Raw genomic sequence first — 16,522 nt, forward strand, 5'->3', positions numbered from 1 at the left:
TTTCTTGCGGTCACAATGAAAAACGCCGGCCCAAGGGCCGGCGTTCCACCTGGTCGCTTTGCAGCGTCAGATCACTCTGCGTTGGCCGAAGCCAGATCAACAGACACGCCCGGGCCCATCGTCGACGACAACGAGACCTTGCGCAGATAGGCACCCTTGGCACCCGCAGGCTTGGCACGGGACACGGCACCGACGAAGGCGCGGATGTTCTCGACCAGCTTGGCCTCGTCAAAGGACACTTTGCCGACGCCTGCATGCACAACACCGGCCTTCTCGACCTTGAACTGCACTTCACCGCCCTTGGCAGCTTGCACGGCGGTGGCGACATCCATCGTCACAGTGCCGACTTTGGGGTTCGGCATCAGGTTGCGCGGACCCAGCACCTTGCCCAGACGACCGACGACCGGCATCATGTCGGGGGTAGCGATGCAGCGATCGAACTCGATCTTGCCGGACAGAATGGTTTCCATCAGATCCTCGGCGCCAACGATATCGGCACCGGCTGCAGTGGCTTCATCAGCCTTGGCACCGCGGGCGAAGACAGCGACGCGCACGTCCTTGCCGGTGCCGTTGGGCAGGCCGACAACACCACGGACCATCTGATCCGCGTGACGCGGGTCAACGCCAAGGTTCATCGCGATTTCGACGGTTTCGTCGAACTTGGCCGAGGCATTCGCCTTGATCAGCGCGACGGCTTCTTCAACGCTCAGGTTTTCCTTGCCGGCAACGGCTTCGCGAGCGGCGCGGGTACGTTTTCCAAACTTCGCCATCTTACTTCACCTCAATGCCCATAGAGCGGGCGGAGCCCAGGATGATCTGCATTGCGCCTTCGATGTCGTTGGCGTTCAGATCGACCATCTTCGCTTCGGCGATCTCTTTCACCTGTGCGACGGTCACGCTGCCTGCGGTGGCGCGGCCGGGAGTCTTGGACCCGGACTGCAGCTTGGCGGCTTTCTTCAGGTAATAAGACGCGGGCGGCGTCTTGATGTCCATGGTGAAGGACTTGTCCTGATAATAGGAAATCACGACCGGAGTCGGCGCGCCGGGCTCCATATCTGCGGTCTTGGCGTTGAACGCCTTGCAGAATTCCATGATATTGATGCCGCGCTGACCCAGAGCCGGGCCGACGGGCGGGGAGGGGTTGGCTTGCCCGGCTTTCACCTGAAGCTTGAGCTTGCCGATCAGTTTCTTGGCCATATGGCCTCTCCTTTTGTCCAACGCCGGGCTGACGCGTCAGCCGGCACTTCGTGGCGTGGTCCGGTCTGGCGGTCGCGACCGCCGCGCCTCCCACGTGTGCACACTCAGATCTGCTTGGAGACCTGCGTGAATTCCAGTTCGACCGGGGTTTCCCGGCCAAAGATCGAAACAGCCACCTTCAGGCGCTGGTTCGCTTCGTCGATTTCCTCGATCATGCCATCGAAATCCTCGAAGGGACCGTCGTTGACCTTGACCTTCTCGCCGATCTCGAAGTGGATCAGGGTGCGCGGGCTTTCCTCGCCCTCCTGCACCCGGCCCAGGATCGCCTGCACCTCGGCATCGCGCATCGGCATCGGGCGGCCCTGCGGACCCAGAAACCCGGTGACGCGGTTGATCGAGTTGATCAGGTGATAGCCCTTGTCGGACATCTCCATCCGGACCAGCACGTAACCCGGCATGAAGCGACGCTCGGTCGTCACCTTCTTGCCGCGACGCACTTCGATCACTTCTTCCGTGGGGACCAGAACCTCTTCGATCTGATCCTCAAGACCGTTCTCGATGACGGCTGTTCTGATCTGTTCGGCGATCTTCTTCTCGAAGTTCGACAGAACACTCACCGAATACCACCGCTTCGCCATCGCTGTTCCAGTCCTCAACTTCCGGCATCTGCCGGCATTTTCCTTATAGTCCAAAGGCTTGATCGCCCCGGCCCGAAAACAAAAATAGGCGTGCAACTCGAATCGCCGCACGCCATTTCCGGATCAGGTCTGCCCTCTACAAAGGAAACTGTCCGGATTCAAGGGCAAGCGGCGTTTTTGATCCGTATTGGATCAGCCGAACATCCCCAGAACGCTGCGCAGACCGAACTGGATCGTCAGGTCCACCAGCGAAAAGAAAAGCGCCGTCAGGGCCGCCAGAATGAAAACCATCACGGTCGTCAGCAAAACCTCGCGGCGGGTCGGCCAGACCACTTTGGAAACTTCCGAGCGGACCTGCTGAATATACTGGATCGGGTTGGTGCGTGCCATGGATGCATCTTTTCTGTCAGGATCAGCGGATCACATACGCGGGTCGCCTGACGAATTCAAGGCCCGGCGCGGGTCGGATCGTCGCTGGAAAGGAAGATGGCAGGGGCAGCAGGGTTCGAACCCGCGACCTACGGTTTTGGAGACCGTCGCTCTACCAGCTGAGCTATACCCCTAAGGCCGGTGCATCCGATACGATGCACAGCCCCCAAGATCAAGGGTGATTTTGCCCTGCCCCACCCGGAAATGCAAAACGCGCGAGGGTTGCCCCCCGCGCGTCACATGCAACGATCCTAAGATCTATTACTTCAGAATTTTCGACACGACACCCGCGCCGACGGTGCGGCCGCCTTCACGGATGGCGAAGCGCAGGCCGTCTTCCATCGCGATCGGCGCGATCAGTTCAACGGTGAACTTCAGGTTGTCGCCCGGCATCACCATCTCGGTGCCCTCGGGCAGCGTCACGGTCCCGGTCACGTCGGTCGTGCGGAAGTAGAACTGCGGACGGTAGTTCGCAAAGAACGGCGTGTGACGGCCACCCTCTTCCTTCGTCAGGATATAGGCTTCCGCCTCGAACTGCGTGTGCGGCATCACCGAACCCGGCTTGCACAGAACCTGACCACGCTCCACGCCCTCACGGTCGATACCGCGCAGCAGCGCCCCGATGTTGTCGCCGGCCTCACCGCGGTCCAGCAGCTTGCGGAACATCTCGACGCCAGTGCAGACCGACTTCTTCGTGTCGCGGATACCCACGATCTCGATTTCGTCGCCAACGTTGATCACGCCACGCTCCACACGGCCGGTCACAACCGTACCACGACCCGAGATCGAGAACACGTCTTCGATCGGCATCAGGAACGGCTTGTCCACGGCGCGCGCCGGCGTCGGGATATAGGTGTCCACAGCTTCCATCAGCGCGCGGATCGAGTTCTCGCCGATCTCAGGCTGCGTGCCGTTCATCGCATGCAGCGCAGAGCCCTTGATGATCGGAATGTCGTCGCCCGGATACTCATAGGAGGTCAGAAGCTCGCGGATCTCCATCTCCACCAGCTCCAGCAGCTCCTCGTCATCCACCTGGTCAACCTTGTTCATGTAGACCACCATGTAGGGAATACCCACCTGGCGACCCAGCAGAATGTGCTCGCGCGTCTGCGGCATCGGGCCGTCAGCCGCGTTCACAACCAGGATCGCGCCGTCCATCTGCGCCGCACCCGTGATCATGTTCTTCACATAGTCAGCGTGGCCGGGGCAGTCGACATGCGCATAGTGACGGGTCTCGGTCTCGTATTCCACATGCGCGGTCGAGATCGTGATCCCGCGTGCCTTCTCTTCCGGCGCGCCGTCAATCTGGTCATACGCGCGGAATTCGCCGAAATACTTCGTGATCGCAGCCGTCAGCGTCGTCTTGCCGTGGTCAACGTGACCAATCGTGCCGATGTTAACGTGCGGTTTGTTACGTTCAAACTTTGCCTTGCCCATCCTGCGCAGCGCCTTCTGGTTCGGGGGTCGCCCAGTGCTCGGACAAACCCGTTTCTGTCTCCGCGCGCCGTTTATTGACTTGGACGGGGAAAATCAAGCGTCTCTTGGAAAGGGCGCAGCCCCGGATCAGGTCTCGGGGAAAGGCGCGACTTCAGGCTCCACAAGGATAGCGCCTGCGGGCGGGGCAATCCTGACAGAAGACGTCTCGGGCGATGCGGCATTTGCGGTGCCACGGGTTTCCGGCGTGGCGCTCGTAGCCTCTGCCGCATCATCATCCTCGGCGTCGGACAAGGTGACCTGCGGACCGGGGGCCTCGCCGAACCATCCCTCAGACGCACGGCGCCGCACCATGAAATTCTCGATCTGTTTTGCGGCATTGCGGCTGAGGTTGCGCATCTGCACCTCTTTCGATTGGGTCAGACCCGAGCCGAGGATCGTGTTGCCCGAAATCGTCTCCATGATCGTGATCTGCTCAGGCGGCGTGTTCAGCTTGCCCCCCGCCGCATCATCCCAAACCGTCACCAGCAGGATCAGCACCGAATTGGGCGACGCGACGATCGGGATGCCCGGCTGCGCCAAGACGTAACCTTCGACGCTGACTCCAAGATGATAAAGCTTGTCGCCCTCATACCGCCCGAACCGCTCGTCAATGGCCCCCGTCAGCGCCTCTTTCCACTCTTCCTCTGACGCTTCGCGCGACACAGGCCCGCGGGTCATCTTGGACGCGACCACGACATTATGCCCCAGCCGGAAATCGCCCAGATCGGCCGGCGCCTCGTCAAGGTCATTGGGATTGGTGCAGGCAGCCAGAAGAACGACCGAAGCCAGCAGGGCGATGAGACGATGCATGCGAATGTCCTTCGAACCTTTGCCTTGGGCATAGCGCAGGGCACCGCCCGGTGCAACGCGACTGTCGTCACTTCTGTCCCCGGCGTGGCCCCTTTGCCAGCGCCGGGTCGGTCAAACCATCAGGTGAACTTGTTGTCCCGCGGAAAGCCGCGCGGCGCCATGCGGCCTGCTGTGGCCCGCTTGGCCAGCCATTCGTCCAGATCGCCTTCCGTCCGCGTGCGCCCTGCCGGATCGCGCCATGTCAGCCCGTCGGCCAGCACGAAAGTGATCGCATCCGACAACCCGCCATCCTTGAACTTCTGCAGGCGCACACCCTTGCCCCGGCCCATTTCGGGCAATTCGTCCAGCGGGAATACCAGAACCTTCCGGTTTTCACCCACGCAGGCCACATGATCCCCCACAACGGGGCGGCAGACCAGCGCGCGGGCATCCCCGGAAAGGTTCAACACTTGTTTACCCGTGCGGGTCTGTGCCACGACCTCATCCTCGGGCACGACAAACCCATCACCGGCCGAGGACGCGACCAGAAGCTTGCGCCCCGGCTTGTGGATCAGGATGTCCACGATCTGCGCCTCGTTCGGCAGATCGACCATCAGGCGCAGCGGTTCGCCCATACCGCGCCCGCCGGGCAGGTTCATCGCGCCGACCGTATAGAAACGCCCGTTCGACGCAAAGACCAGCAACTTGTCGGTCGTCTCGGCATGGAACGCGAAACGCGGCCCGTCCCCATCCTTGAACTTGATCTCGCGGGTCAGGTCGATATGCCCCGACATCGCGCGGATCCAGCCCATCTGCGAGCAGATCACCGTCAGCGGCTCGCGCTCGATCATCGCCTCCAGTGGCACATCCTCGATCACGCCCGCCTCCGCGAACTGAGTCCGCCGCGCCCCGCCGGGGCTGGAGGCCCCAAACTGCTTGCGCACCTCGCGCAGCTGATCCGAGATTGCCGCCCATTGCAGCTTCTCGCTCTCCAGCAGATCCTCCAGAGTGGCGCGTTCCTCCATGAGCGCATCACGCTCGCGGATCAGCTCCATCTCCTCCAACCGCCTGAGCGACCGCAGACGCATGTTCAGGATCGCCTCGGCCTGCACTTCGGTCAGCGACGGCTCTTCATCATCCCCAATCACACGCGCCAGCAAGGGCGAGACATAATCCTTCTCGGACACAGCCCGTGCGTGCGGACTGCCCCAATCCTCATACATCAGCGCCCGCTTGGGATCATCGTCATACCGGATGATGTCGATCACCCGGTCCAGATTCAGAAAGGCAATGATGAACCCTTCCAGCACCTCAAGCCTGTGGTCGATCTTCTCCAGCCGGTGCTGCGACCGCCGCTGCAAGACCTCGCGCCGGTGATCCAGAAACGCGCGCAACACTTCCTTGAGCGAGCAGACCTTGGGTGTCAGCCCGTCGATCAACACGTTCATGTTCAAGCTGAACCGCACCTCAAGGTCCGAGTTGCGGAACATCATCCCCATCAGCACATTCGCATCAACGGTGCGCGCGCGCGGCTCCAGCACCAGCCGCACATCATCGGCGGATTCATCCCGCACATCGCCCAGAATGGGGATCTTCTTGGTCTGGATCAGTTCCGCGATCTTTTCGATCAGCTTGGATTTCTGCACCTGATAGGGGATTTCCGTGATCACGATCTGCCACTGGCCGCGCCCCAGATCCTCGACCTCCCACTTGCAGCGCAGCCGGAATGCCCCGCGCCCGGTGCGATAGGCTTCGGCGATATTCTCACGCGGCTCGACGATCACGCCGCCCGTAGGAAAATCGGGACCGGGCACGTATTGCAGCAATGTCTCGTCCCGCGCATCGGGCGACTTGATCAGGTGCAGACAGGCCCCGATCAATTCCTCGATATTATGCGGCGGAATGTTCGTCGCCATGCCGACCGCGATCCCCGACGATCCATTGGCCAGAAGGTTCGGAAAGGCCGCAGGAAACACCACAGGTTCTTCCAACGTGCCGTCATAGTTGGGCCGGAAATCGACGGCATTCTCGGCCAGCCCCTCCATCAGAGCCTCGGCGGCGGCGGTCATGCGCGCTTCGGTGTATCGCGCGGCGGCGGGGTTATCCCCGTCGATATTGCCAAAGTTCCCCTGCCCGTCCACCAGCGGATAGCGGACGTTGAAATCCTGCGCCAGACGCGCCATCGCATCATAGATCGCGGCATCGCCATGCGGGTGATAGTTCCCCATCACATCGCCCGAGATCTTGGCCGACTTGCGGAAACCACCCGTGCTGCTCAACCGCAACTCGCGCATCGCATAAAGGATACGGCGATGAACCGGCTTCAACCCGTCCCGCGCATCGGGCAAGGCCCGGTGCATGATCGTGGACAAGGCATAGGTCAGATAGCGCTCGCCAATGGCGCGGCGCAGCGGTTCCGATACCTCGGAAGGGTTCGGGATGGGATCGTCAATCAGGTCACTCATGCGCTTGGTGATAGACGCAGCCCGCGGCGGGGTAAAGCGAGCAGCGCATGGCTTTCATTTGTTTTTGAAAGTTTCATCAGCATCCACCCTGCGAATCGCGTATAATCACAGACCTGCCGGTTCAATTTTTGACCAATATTTTAAGCAGTGGCATTTGGGGGTGCGCGATATGTGGCGCTTTATCATCATGACTTTTGCATTTCTGGGATGGTCGTTCTACACGATCAGCGGGGGTGCCGACTACCAGCCGCGCGAAGACTCGCGGCAGGCCGCAGCCCTCAAGGCCGAGGCCGAACGGAAACTGGCCGCCCTTTCTCCGAACGTCGTCGCCAGTGTCGCCCCAAAAGTGGAAAACACTGACGAGGTGACGCGCAACGCGATCGACCTGACCGAGATGCTGCCCGGCAAGAACATTCTCCAGCAGCCGGTTCGCGTCCTCTCGCAGCGGTCAGAACCGGTCGAAACCGTGCAGACCCCATATCAGGACAAGCGGCTTGCCAGTCTCAGTCTGGCCCAGCCCGCCGCCTTTGCCCAAGCCGCCGGAATGGCGCCGGTCTCGCCCGAAAATGCGCCCACCGCCCAGCAGGATCTGCGCGACCTCAGACACATCACAGGCACCAGCGTCAACATGAGGACAGGCCCCGGCACAGGGTATGCAGTTTTTGCCCGAGTCATCCGCGACACCGATGTCGAAGTTCTGGAAACCTTCGAGAATGGCTGGCTGCGTCTGCGCGTGATCGAGAACAGCAAGGTCGGCTGGGTCCACTCCACACTGGTCTCGGCCAAGCCGGTTTCTGACGACGAGGGGTGACCGCGGCGAAAGCCGGTATTGCGCGGCCCGTCATCACAGGCCATGAAGGCCGCATGAACGCGAAATCCATCCTGATCACCGGTTGCTCTTCCGGCATCGGCTATGACGCCGCCCACGGGCTCAAGGCGCATGGCTGGCGCGTCTTTGCCGCCTGTCGCCAACAGGCGGATGTCGACCGCCTCACCGCCGAAGGGCTGGAGTCGGTGCAACTCGATTATGCCGACCCTGCCTCGATCCGCGCCGCGCTGGATCATGTGCTGGACCGGACGGGCGGCACGCTGGATGCGCTCTTCAACAATGGCGCCTATGCCTGCCCCGGTGCCGCCGAAGATCTGCCGCGCGAGGCACTGGCCCAGATATTCGAGGTCAATGTCTTCGGCTGGCACGATCTCACACGGCTGGTCATTCCGGTGATGCGTGCGCAGGGCCATGGCCGGATCGTCAATTGTTCCTCGGTGCTGGGGTTGGTCGTGGCCCCGTGGCGATCCGCCTACAACGCCACAAAATACGCCGTCGAAGCCCTCAGCGACACCCTCAGGATCGAGATGCGCGGCACCGGCATCGACGTGATCCTGATCGAACCCGGCCCCATCGCCAGCCGCATCCGCGCCAATTCCATTCCGCATTTCGAACGCTGGATCGACTGGCAGAACAGCCCGCGCGCCGATCAATACCGCAACACACTGCTCAAACGGCTCTATGAACCAAAGGCCAAAAAGGACAGGTTCGAACTGCCCGCCGCAGCCGTGACCGCCAAACTGATCAGCGCCTTGGAGTCCCCGAAACCCAAGGCGCGCTATTTCGTGACGACGCCCACCTATGCGATGGCCACCTTGCGGCGTATCCTGCCCACACGCGCGCTGGACTGGGTTCTGACCAAGGGCTGATCTGTCGCTGGTCTGTGCGGAATTTCCGGTTCGCTTTTTACCGCGCGCCCCCTACATGGGGCGAATAAAGGAAGAAGGACTGAAGTCATGAGGGACGATCCACTGTTTTACGTCGTCGTTGCTGCCTGTCTGGGCGTGTTGGCCATTCTGATGGTCGGCATCGGCGGCTTTGCCAAGGGCGGCGAATTCAACCGCAAGCATGGCAACCGGATCATGCGCTGGCGGATCGGGGCCCAATTGGTCGCCGTGATCCTGATTCTTCTCTTCGTATGGATTCGCAGACAGGGGTAACCGATGATCGTTCTGAACAAGATCTACACCAAAACCGGCGACGACGGCGAAACCGCTCTGGGCAATGGCGCGCGCGTCGCCAAGCACTCGATGCGTGTCACCGCCTATGGCACCGTGGACGAGGCCAACGCCACCGTCGGCATGGCCCGCCTGCACGCTGAGCCCGAACTGGACGCGGCGCTGGCCCGGATCCAGAACGACCTGTTCGATCTGGGCGCGGACCTGTGCCGCCCCGACATGGAACGTGACGCCGATGCCGAATACCCGCCCCTGCGGATGGTCAAATCCCAGGTGGACCGGCTTGAATCCGAAATCGACACCATGAATGCCCGGCTGGAACCGCTGCGCAGCTTCATCCTGCCCGGCGGATCGGCGCTGGCGGCCTATCTGCACCTCTGCCGCACCGTCAGCCGCCGCGCCGAGCGCGAGACCGTGGAACTGGCCACGATGGAGAACGTGAACCCGAACGCGGTCAAATACCTCAACCGCCTGTCCGACTGGTTTTTTGTGGCCGCGCGCGTCGCCAATGACGATGGCCGCGCTGATGTGCTGTGGGTGCCGGGGGCCAACCGTTAATTTCCTCTTAAGTCCCATCGTGGGACATCTGATCGAAGAAACGCGGCGTCTAAAGACCATGACGTGACGATTTTGCCCTGTTTCAAGGCCGCGCAAGATTATATCAACGCCCGGAGTGTTATCTGGGGAGTCGCCTCGCGCCTTCCCGCAATCCAAGGGAGACCACGCCAATGAAGGTACTTGTGCCTGTCAAACGTGTGATCGACTACAACGTGAAAGTTCGCGTCAAGGCGGACGGAAGCGGTGTCGATCTCGCCAATGTCAAAATGTCCATGAACCCGTTCGACGAGATCGCGGTGGAAGAGGCGATCCGGTTGAAGGAAGCGGGCAAGGCCGAAGAGGTCGTGGTGGTTTCCATCGGCGTCAAGCAAGCGCAGGAAACCCTGCGCACCGCACTCGCTATGGGCGCCGACCGCGCCATTCTGGTCGTCGCCTCGGATGATGTTCACAACGACATCGAACCGCTGGCCGTGGCCAAGATCCTGAAAGCCGTCATAGCCGAGGAAGCCCCCGGTCTGGTGATCGCGGGCAAGCAGGCCATCGACAATGACATGAACGCCACCGGCCAGATGCTGTCGGCCCTGCTGGGCTGGTCGCAGGCGGCCTTCGCCTCGCATCTGGATATCCAGGGCGATCACGCGCTGGTCACCCGCGAAGTGGATGGCGGTCTGCAAACGATCAAGGTGAAACTGCCCACAATCGTGACCGCCGACCTGCGCCTGAACGAGCCGCGCTATGCGTCGCTGCCCAACATCATGAAGGCCAAGAAAAAGCAGCTCGATGAAAAGACCGCTGCCGATTACGGCGTCGATGTCACCCCGCGCCTGACCGTGGTCAAGACCACGGAACCCGCAGCGCGCGCGGCAGGCATCAAGGTAGGCTCGGTCGACGAGCTTGTGGCGAAACTCAAGGAAGTGGGGGCTGTATAATGGCTGTTCTTCTGATTGGTGAAGTAACCGATGGCACGCTGGCGCTGGACGCCACCGCCAAGGCCGTGACTGCCGCCAAGCAACTGGGCGATGTGACCGTGCTCTGCACCGGCGCGTCGGCCAAGGGTGCCGCGGATGAGGCGGCCAATATCGAAGGCGTCTCCAAGGTTCTGGTCGCCGAGGATGCGCTCTATGGCCACCGTCTGGCCGAACCCGTCGCCGCCCTGATCGTCAGCCTCGCCTCGGGCTACTCGCATATCGTGGCCCCCTCGACAACGGACGCGAAAAACATCATGCCGCGCGTGGCGGCCCTGCTGGACGTGATGATCCTGTCCGACGTCGTGGGCGTGGTTGACGCGGACACGTTCGAGCGTCCGATCTATGCGGGCAACGCGATCCAGACGGTCAAATCCACTGACAGCGTCAAGGTGATGACGATCCGCACCTCGACCTTCGATCTGGCCCCGATGGGCGGCTCTGCCCCGGTGGAAGCCATCGCCACGGGCGACAATCCCGGCCTGTCCGAATGGGTCGAAGACAAGGTCGCCGCCTCCGACCGTCCCGAACTGACCAGTGCAGGCGTGGTCGTGTCCGGTGGGCGTGGTGTCGGCTCGGAAGCCGACTTCGCCCTGATCGAGAAGCTGGCCGACAAGCTGGGTGCCGCCGTCGGCGCATCCCGCGCGGCTGTGGACTCGGGCTATGCGCCGAACGACTGGCAGGTTGGCCAGACAGGCAAGGTCGTGGCGCCGGATCTTTATGTCGCTGTCGGCATCTCGGGCGCGATCCAGCACCTGGCCGGCATGAAGGACAGCAAGATCATCGTCGCCATCAACAAGGACGAAGAAGCCCCGATCTTCCAGGTCGCCGATTATGGCCTTGTCGCGGACCTCTTCACCGCCGTGCCGGAACTGATCGAAAAGATCTGATCCGAGAAGGTGTCTGAGTATGCAAGGCCCGCCCTATGTGGCGGGCCTTGTCCTTGACGGGTCAGTCATGTCGTTTGCCCATCAGCCGCACCAGATCCGGCACAAGGGCCGCCGCGGCCTCCTGATGTGCCAGCGGCCCCAACATACCGGCGGCGATGGGTGCCTGCATGGCATCGAACACCATCCCTTCGGTCCCGCGCGAAAGGGCATCGCTGCTGAGGTTGACCTCGACCACGCTGGTGACAAGCGGGCGCAACGCCTCGATCATGGCGCGGTCGATGAACAATGGATCGTCACCCAGCCCATCCGCGCCACCCTGCACAGACTTGCCCTTGGATGCATCATCCGGTGTGTGGCCTGCGAACCACAGCAGGATCGTCCGCCCCCCGATCCCCTTCAGCAGATGTCGCATCCGGCCCAGCCAAGCCTCCTGCAACTCGGCGCGGATGATCTGAAACCGTTCCTGAGACAGGCCCCTGACCGCCGACAGCATATGCCTGTTGAACGAGAATTCGACGAAATCCACATCGCGCACCAGTTGCTTCATCATCGCTGAGGCATGCAGAAAGCGGTCATTGCGGCGCGGATGAACGCTGTAGAAGCGGTTGGACATGTTCTGCGCCCCCATCACCTGCACTACAGTCACACGCGCCTTTTGTGCCGCATCCATGACGGTGGGGTCGTTCAGAAAGGCGTCAACACCGGCATTCTGCAGGCCGAAATTGATACACCGTGCCCCGGTCGCCTGTTCGATCAGCACGGGATAGGGCTTCTCCACGAAACGCCCATAGGTTTCGGTTCCGCCGATGAACAGCGCATACTCCCCCACAAGGCGCCGCTTCGGCCCGCGGAACTGCAGACGGGATCGCCCGTATCGGCATGGCAGATAGTCAAGGCCGGAACGGCCATTGGTCACATAGGTCATTTCACCCACCCACAGAAAATTCACTCACCCAAAAGCAGAATCACCCAGAGATCTTGCGATTTCCCTAAACGTCGAAAGCGCCACAAGTTTTAACGATCCGGCCCGGCGGCTCTGCCCTTGCAGGAGGCCGCCGCCCCGGCCTATTGTCGTGCCGAACAGGGACACGGGAAAAGCAGGTCGCGCATGGATATTCAAAGCATCGGCATCGTTGGCGCAGGGCAGATGGGCAATGGCATTGCCCATGTGATGGCCTTGGCCGGATATGACGTGCTGATGACCGATATCAGCCAGGACGCGCTGGAGGCCGCCGTGGCCCTGATCTCGCGCAACCTTGACCGTCAGGTCAGCCGTGGCAAGGTCAGCCAGGAAGACAAGGATGCCGCAATGGCGCGCATCAGGACAACGCAGACACTGACCGATCTTGGCCCCTGCGATCTGATCATCGAAGCCGCGACAGAGCGTGAAACCATCAAGCAGAAGATCTTTGACGAACTGCTGCCGCATCTGGCACCGCATACGATCCTGACCTCGAATACATCCTCGATCTCGATCACGCGACTGGCCAGCCGCACCGACAGACCCGAACGTTTCATGGGGTTCCATTTCATGAACCCCGTCCCGGTCATGCAGCTTGTGGAACTGATCCGCGGCATCGCGACAGACGAGCCGACCTATGCCGCCTGCCTCAAGGTGGTGGAGAAACTGGGCAAGACAGCCGCCTCGGCCGAGGATTTTCCCGCCTTCATCGTCAACCGCATCCTGATGCCGATGATCAACGAGGCGGTCTATACGCTTTACGAGGGCGTGGGATCGGTCAAATCCATCGACGAGTCGATGAAACTCGGGGCCAACCATCCGATGGGGCCGTTGGAACTGGCCGATTTCATCGGGCTGGACACCTGCCTTGCCATCATGAACGTGCTGCATGACGGGCTGGCCGATACGAAGTATCGCCCCTGCCCGCTTTTGACCAAATATGTCGAGGCCGGATGGCTGGGGCGCAAGACCCAGCGCGGTTTCTACGACTATCGGGGCGACGTGCCGGTTCCGACGCGCTGAGCGCGAACCTCTTCCTGGCTGAAATTCTCTCAGTGGGACAGCGTTGACCGGTGTTCACGCGGGGGGAAGACAGCTGCCGCCTCAGTCCTTGAGCGACAGCGTATGTTCGCGCAGCCATGCCATGAAGGCGCGCGGATCGCGGCCCCGATCGTCCGCTTCCTCGGGCGAGATGGGATGGCCGATGACAGGCGCTTGCGGCTTGTCGAATGCATGCACCACCTCATGCAGCAGCAATCCCTGCCGCAGCACCGGCGAAATGCGGTTCGCGATCTGATACCAGCGCGAATTCGACCCCGGAAAGTAACACGGCACGACCGTCGCGCCCGAACGGCGGATCATCTTGGCGGTGAACACGTTCCACTCCGCCTCGATTGCCGGACCGAACATCGTCTTGGACGTGGCCACCACGCCAGAGGGGAACAGGGCGATCAAACCACCCGCGGCCAGATGGTCCATTGCGGCATTGCGCATCTCGATCATCTTGCGCTGCGCATCGGGCTCGTGCGGAAAGGGCACCGGGATCATGTAGCTGGCCGCACTCTCGTCGATGCCGGTCAACAGCGAGCGTGTCAGGATCCGGTAATCATTGCGGACCCGGCCGATCAGATCCGCCAGGATCATGCCATCCACCAGACCATGCGGATGGTTGGCCACGAAAACAACCGGCCCCTCGGCCGGGATCCGCGCCAACTGTTCCTCAGGGGTCAGCAGGTCGATGCCCATCACATCCATCGTGGCGGGCCAGAAAGCCTGCCCGGTTGGTGCGCCGCGCCGTTCGAATTCCCGCACGCGCCGGATGATACTCAGCTTGCCTGTCATCCATTCCATCGCGCGGATGATCAGACCATGCAGAGGACTGTCGAACGTATTCGAATAGGTCAGGCTGCGCCTGTCATAGACCGTCTGATGTGGTTCGACCGACCCGTCATGGTCCGGCGCAGTGCTGTGTTCCCGAATATCGACCACCTCGATGTCACCGTATGTCTTGGCCCGTCGTCGGGCTACATGCCCTCGCCGAACCGATCCGCCACCAGGGCCTCGAGCGCATCGGCAAGAGCCTTGGCATCCGGGCCGCTGGTCTGCACCTCAATAGTGGTTCCTTTGGATGCTGCCAACATCAAAAGCCCCATGATACTGTCACCCGAGGCGCTCTGCCCCTCGCGGCTGACTTCGGCGCGGGCATCAAACCCCTCGACAACTTCGACCAGTTTGGCCGAGGCACGGGCATGGAGGCCCTTCTCGTTGACGATCCTGAGGCTGCGGTGAACTGTATCCGACATGGGGGCTCTTAGTCTGTGGTTATGTTCTGGCTGTCAATGTACTTGCGCCCCGCCTCCAGCGCGTTGCGCACGGCATCGCCGATGGGCAGGTGGCGACTTTTCGCCAGCTTGATCAGCATGGGCAGATTGGCCCCGTAAAGAATGCGGCGATCCTCGGGCGCGCAGGCCCTCAGCGAGAGGTTGCTGGGAGAGCCGCCGAACATGTCGGTTACAACGACGACACCGCTGCCCGTATCCACGGCGTCGGCGGCTTCCATGATTTCCTGCTGCTTCTGGGCGCGGTCATGGTCAGCCTCGATCGAGATCGCGAGAATCCCCTTCTGCTGGCCCACAACATGCTCCACCGCCGCCAGATACTCCCGGGCAAGACCACCATGTGCAACGATCACGATCCCGATCACGGATGCCTTCCTTCAGTTTCGCGTTGCGCCGGCCCCAGGCCGACCACCTGCCAAAGAGGCATCATGACGCTCCAGTTCGCGATGTCTTATTGACACCTGCCAGCCGTCCTTAGCAAGGGTCAAGGCCAGCTTTTCTGTCATGGCAACCGACCTGTGTTGCCCGCCGGTGCAGCCGAAACCGATGGCGAAATGGGACTTGCCCTCATCGCGATAGGCCGGAAGCAGCATCCGGGTCAGATCCAGCACCTTGTCGAAGAAAGGCGCCTCGCGCGGGTCCGCAGCGATATGCGCCGCCACGGCCGGGTCACGCCCATCCCGCGCGCGCAGGGTTTCATCCCAGTAAGGATTGCGCAGGAACCGGCAGTCCAGAACCATGTCCATGCCCCGCGGCATCCCCCGCTTGTAGGAAAACGAGTTGATGGTGACCGAGAGGTGCCGCCCGGCAGAGCCTGCGAACATCCGCTCGATCTCGGCGCGCAGCTCATGCGGTGTCAGGTCAGAGGTGTCGATCACGATATCCGCCCGCGCCCGGATCGGCACCAGCAAGTCGATCTCGCGCGCGATACCGATATCGGGGCTTTCCGCAGGGGCCATGGGATGGCGGCGGCGGGTTTCGGAATAGCGCCGCTCCAGCACCTCGCTGCGACTGTCCAGATACAGCAGTTCCGGGTCCAGCCCCGGCATCTGGCCCAACCGGTCGATCGTCTCGATCAGGGCATTGGTCGAAAAGTCGCGGTTCCGCACATCCAGCCCCAAAGCCAGTGGCCGCGGTAAGGGCGGGCCATCCAGCAGGCGCGGCAGCATTGACAGCGGCAGGTTGTCGATCGCCTCGAATCCCAGATCCTCGAGCGCGTTGATGGCTGTCGAGCGCCCCGCACCTGACGGCCCGGTCACCAGCACCATGCGCTGCCCGCCGGGAGGGCGGTCCTGTCTCTGCTCGTGGATGTCCGAGCCGTTCATCCCTGCCTGCCCCATCTCGTCATGCGCTGCGTCCATGCCTAAGATATTGCAGGATCGCGGCAGGAAAAGCCGGGCTATCGACCATGTGAACCAACGGTACCGACACGCCCAGCAGATCGAGGCTGCGACTTGGAGGCAATCGGCTGTCCTCGGACCGCTCCAGATCGACGGCCAGGGCGACCGGAACGGGGCCCGTGGCTTCGGCCTTGAGGATGCCCACACCGCGCGCCTCGATCAGACCGCGCAGGGCATCCGGCGCATCGGCGATCAGGCATTGGCCCTTTGGACCCTGCCGCAGGTCAAGGCAAGTCCGATCATCCGCCACAAGGCGGGCACCAAGGCTCATGAGTTGCAGCGCAAGACCGGACTTCCCGCGCCCGGACGCGCCGAGGATCAGCACGGCGCGATCCTCTATCGCTACGCAACTGGCATGCAGCACCATTGCGTGACCGCCGTCCTGCCCTGACGTTGCCTGCTGGCTGC

20 protein-coding genes and 1 tRNA gene are annotated in these 16,522 nt (G+C 62.0%); 7 read left to right on the plus strand and 14 right to left on the minus strand.

Annotated elements, in window-relative coordinates; genetic code table 11:
* Positions 1 to 71: 71 nt before the first annotated feature.
* The 8 genes from rplA to PVW27_RS06895 all read right to left on the minus strand — a co-directional run bounded on the left by rplA (position 72) and on the right by PVW27_RS06895 (position 6,994).
* On the minus strand, positions 72 to 770 hold the full coding sequence (gene rplA, locus PVW27_RS06860) for a 50S ribosomal protein L1 (protein WP_274556294.1): 699 nt from the start codon (positions 768 to 770) through the stop codon (positions 72 to 74).
* 1 nt (position 771) lies between these two features.
* The gene (gene rplK / locus PVW27_RS06865) at positions 772 to 1,197 is read right to left on the minus strand and encodes a 50S ribosomal protein L11 (RefSeq protein WP_274556296.1); all 426 of its coding nucleotides are present in this window, start codon (positions 1,195 to 1,197) and stop codon (positions 772 to 774) included.
* 104 nt (positions 1,198 to 1,301) lie between these two features.
* Entirely contained in the window at positions 1,302 to 1,835 is a 534-nt protein-coding gene (gene nusG / locus PVW27_RS06870; RefSeq protein ID WP_274556298.1) for a transcription termination/antitermination protein NusG, read from the minus strand.
* Positions 1,836 to 2,027: 192 nt separating this feature from the next.
* Entirely contained in the window at positions 2,028 to 2,225 is a 198-nt protein-coding gene (gene secE / locus PVW27_RS06875; protein ID WP_230802454.1) for a preprotein translocase subunit SecE, read from the minus strand.
* A 97-nt stretch (positions 2,226 to 2,322) separates the two neighbouring features.
* Positions 2,323 to 2,398: transfer RNA gene (locus PVW27_RS06880), tRNA-Trp, on the minus strand.
* A gap of 127 nt (positions 2,399 to 2,525) precedes the next feature.
* Complete coding sequence (gene tuf / locus PVW27_RS06885; RefSeq protein ID WP_274556276.1) at positions 2,526 to 3,701, minus strand: elongation factor Tu; 1,176 nt, start codon at positions 3,699 to 3,701, stop codon at positions 2,526 to 2,528.
* 126 nt (positions 3,702 to 3,827) lie between these two features.
* Entirely contained in the window at positions 3,828 to 4,550 is a 723-nt protein-coding gene (locus PVW27_RS06890) for a hypothetical protein (RefSeq protein ID WP_274556304.1), read from the minus strand.
* 119 nt (positions 4,551 to 4,669) lie between these two features.
* Positions 4,670 to 6,994, minus strand: coding sequence for a DNA topoisomerase IV subunit A (locus PVW27_RS06895; RefSeq protein ID WP_274556306.1), 2,325 nt, complete (start codon positions 6,992 to 6,994; stop codon positions 4,670 to 4,672).
* Here PVW27_RS06895 and PVW27_RS06900 point away from each other — a divergent pair.
* From PVW27_RS06900 to PVW27_RS06925, 6 genes are all read left to right on the plus strand, one after another.
* Positions 6,993 to 7,805 (plus strand): SH3 domain-containing protein, encoded by an 813-nt coding sequence (locus tag PVW27_RS06900; protein ID WP_274556307.1) that lies wholly within the window; start codon positions 6,993 to 6,995, stop codon positions 7,803 to 7,805. The genes PVW27_RS06895 and PVW27_RS06900 overlap by 2 nt on opposite strands.
* A gap of 53 nt (positions 7,806 to 7,858) precedes the next feature.
* Positions 7,859 to 8,692 carry an SDR family NAD(P)-dependent oxidoreductase gene (locus PVW27_RS06905; protein ID WP_274556309.1) on the plus strand — a complete coding sequence of 278 codons (834 nt, stop codon included), beginning with the start codon at positions 7,859 to 7,861 and terminating at the stop codon, positions 8,690 to 8,692.
* 87 nt (positions 8,693 to 8,779) lie between these two features.
* On the plus strand, positions 8,780 to 8,983 hold the full coding sequence (locus PVW27_RS06910) for a twin transmembrane helix small protein (RefSeq protein WP_274556312.1): 204 nt from the start codon (positions 8,780 to 8,782) through the stop codon (positions 8,981 to 8,983).
* A gap of 3 nt (positions 8,984 to 8,986) precedes the next feature.
* Complete coding sequence (locus tag PVW27_RS06915; protein ID WP_274556314.1) at positions 8,987 to 9,559, plus strand: cob(I)yrinic acid a,c-diamide adenosyltransferase; 573 nt, start codon at positions 8,987 to 8,989, stop codon at positions 9,557 to 9,559.
* A 170-nt stretch (positions 9,560 to 9,729) separates the two neighbouring features.
* Positions 9,730 to 10,488: an electron transfer flavoprotein subunit beta/FixA family protein gene (locus tag PVW27_RS06920; RefSeq protein ID WP_274556316.1), complete on the plus strand. Its 759-nt coding sequence runs from the start codon at positions 9,730 to 9,732 to the stop codon at positions 10,486 to 10,488.
* Positions 10,488 to 11,414 carry an electron transfer flavoprotein subunit alpha/FixB family protein gene (locus tag PVW27_RS06925; RefSeq protein WP_274556318.1) on the plus strand — a complete coding sequence of 309 codons (927 nt, stop codon included), beginning with the start codon at positions 10,488 to 10,490 and terminating at the stop codon, positions 11,412 to 11,414. Before PVW27_RS06920 ends, PVW27_RS06925 begins: the two co-directional genes overlap by 1 nt.
* Before the next feature lie 61 nt (positions 11,415 to 11,475).
* Here PVW27_RS06925 and PVW27_RS06930 read toward each other — a convergent pair whose 3' ends face one another.
* Entirely contained in the window at positions 11,476 to 12,339 is an 864-nt protein-coding gene (locus PVW27_RS06930; protein ID WP_274556320.1) for a DUF6473 family protein, read from the minus strand.
* A 183-nt stretch (positions 12,340 to 12,522) separates the two neighbouring features.
* On the opposite strand from PVW27_RS06930, the gene PVW27_RS06935 reads away from it, so the two are divergent.
* Positions 12,523 to 13,398 (plus strand): 3-hydroxybutyryl-CoA dehydrogenase, encoded by an 876-nt coding sequence (locus PVW27_RS06935; RefSeq protein ID WP_274556322.1) that lies wholly within the window; start codon positions 12,523 to 12,525, stop codon positions 13,396 to 13,398.
* A gap of 81 nt (positions 13,399 to 13,479) precedes the next feature.
* Here the strand turns inward: PVW27_RS06935 and PVW27_RS06940 are convergent, their stop codons facing one another.
* The 5 genes from PVW27_RS06940 to PVW27_RS06960 are packed head-to-tail and all read right to left on the minus strand — an operon-like array spanning position 13,480 to position 16,481.
* Complete coding sequence (locus PVW27_RS06940; protein ID WP_274556448.1) at positions 13,480 to 14,355, minus strand: lysophospholipid acyltransferase family protein; 876 nt, start codon at positions 14,353 to 14,355, stop codon at positions 13,480 to 13,482.
* A 44-nt stretch (positions 14,356 to 14,399) separates the two neighbouring features.
* Positions 14,400 to 14,678 carry an HPr family phosphocarrier protein gene (locus PVW27_RS06945; RefSeq protein ID WP_274556324.1) on the minus strand — a complete coding sequence of 93 codons (279 nt, stop codon included), beginning with the start codon at positions 14,676 to 14,678 and terminating at the stop codon, positions 14,400 to 14,402.
* A gap of 8 nt (positions 14,679 to 14,686) precedes the next feature.
* Positions 14,687 to 15,079: a PTS sugar transporter subunit IIA gene (locus PVW27_RS06950; protein WP_274556326.1), complete on the minus strand. Its 393-nt coding sequence runs from the start codon at positions 15,077 to 15,079 to the stop codon at positions 14,687 to 14,689.
* Between the two features lie 12 nt (positions 15,080 to 15,091).
* A complete protein-coding gene (rapZ, locus tag PVW27_RS06955) occupies positions 15,092 to 16,039 on the minus strand; it encodes an RNase adapter RapZ (protein ID WP_432762044.1) in 948 nt (315 codons plus the stop codon).
* Between the two features lie 19 nt (positions 16,040 to 16,058).
* Entirely contained in the window at positions 16,059 to 16,481 is a 423-nt protein-coding gene (locus PVW27_RS06960; RefSeq protein ID WP_274556328.1) for an HPr kinase/phosphorylase, read from the minus strand.
* Positions 16,482 to 16,522: the final 41 nt, after the last annotated feature.

Source organism: Seohaeicola sp. 4SK31 (assembly GCF_028802875.1).
GTDB lineage: Bacteria > Pseudomonadota > Alphaproteobacteria > Rhodobacterales > Rhodobacteraceae > Seohaeicola.

Bases quoted from the DNA above. Each gene is read 5' to 3' on its own strand.
- rapZ (WP_432762044.1), bottom strand. From the start codon at position 16,039: ATGAACGGCTCGGACATCCACGAGCAGAGACAGGACCGCCCTCCCGGC.
- secE (WP_230802454.1), bottom strand. From the start codon at position 2,225: ATGGCACGCACCAACCCGATCCAGTATATTCAGCAGGTCCGCTCGGAA.
- PVW27_RS06915 (WP_274556314.1), top strand. From the start codon at position 8,987: ATGATCGTTCTGAACAAGATCTACACCAAAACCGGCGACGACGGCGAA.
- PVW27_RS06900 (WP_274556307.1), top strand. From the start codon at position 6,993: ATGCGCTTGGTGATAGACGCAGCCCGCGGCGGGGTAAAGCGAGCAGCG.
- nusG (WP_274556298.1), bottom strand. From the start codon at position 1,835: ATGGCGAAGCGGTGGTATTCGGTGAGTGTTCTGTCGAACTTCGAGAAG.
- rplA (WP_274556294.1), bottom strand. From the start codon at position 770: ATGGCGAAGTTTGGAAAACGTACCCGCGCCGCTCGCGAAGCCGTTGCC.
- tuf (WP_274556276.1), bottom strand. From the start codon at position 3,701: ATGGGCAAGGCAAAGTTTGAACGTAACAAACCGCACGTTAACATCGGC.
- PVW27_RS06905 (WP_274556309.1), top strand. From the start codon at position 7,859: ATGAACGCGAAATCCATCCTGATCACCGGTTGCTCTTCCGGCATCGGC.
- PVW27_RS06960 (WP_274556328.1), bottom strand. From the start codon at position 16,481: ATGGTGCTGCATGCCAGTTGCGTAGCGATAGAGGATCGCGCCGTGCTG.
- PVW27_RS06925 (WP_274556318.1), top strand. From the start codon at position 10,488: ATGGCTGTTCTTCTGATTGGTGAAGTAACCGATGGCACGCTGGCGCTG.
- PVW27_RS06930 (WP_274556320.1), bottom strand. From the start codon at position 12,339: ATGACCTATGTGACCAATGGCCGTTCCGGCCTTGACTATCTGCCATGC.
- PVW27_RS06945 (WP_274556324.1), bottom strand. From the start codon at position 14,678: ATGTCGGATACAGTTCACCGCAGCCTCAGGATCGTCAACGAGAAGGGC.
- PVW27_RS06895 (WP_274556306.1), bottom strand. From the start codon at position 6,994: ATGAGTGACCTGATTGACGATCCCATCCCGAACCCTTCCGAGGTATCG.
- PVW27_RS06935 (WP_274556322.1), top strand. From the start codon at position 12,523: ATGGATATTCAAAGCATCGGCATCGTTGGCGCAGGGCAGATGGGCAAT.
- rplK (WP_274556296.1), bottom strand. From the start codon at position 1,197: ATGGCCAAGAAACTGATCGGCAAGCTCAAGCTTCAGGTGAAAGCCGGG.
- PVW27_RS06920 (WP_274556316.1), top strand. From the start codon at position 9,730: ATGAAGGTACTTGTGCCTGTCAAACGTGTGATCGACTACAACGTGAAA.
- PVW27_RS06890 (WP_274556304.1), bottom strand. From the start codon at position 4,550: ATGCATCGTCTCATCGCCCTGCTGGCTTCGGTCGTTCTTCTGGCTGCC.
- PVW27_RS06910 (WP_274556312.1), top strand. From the start codon at position 8,780: ATGAGGGACGATCCACTGTTTTACGTCGTCGTTGCTGCCTGTCTGGGC.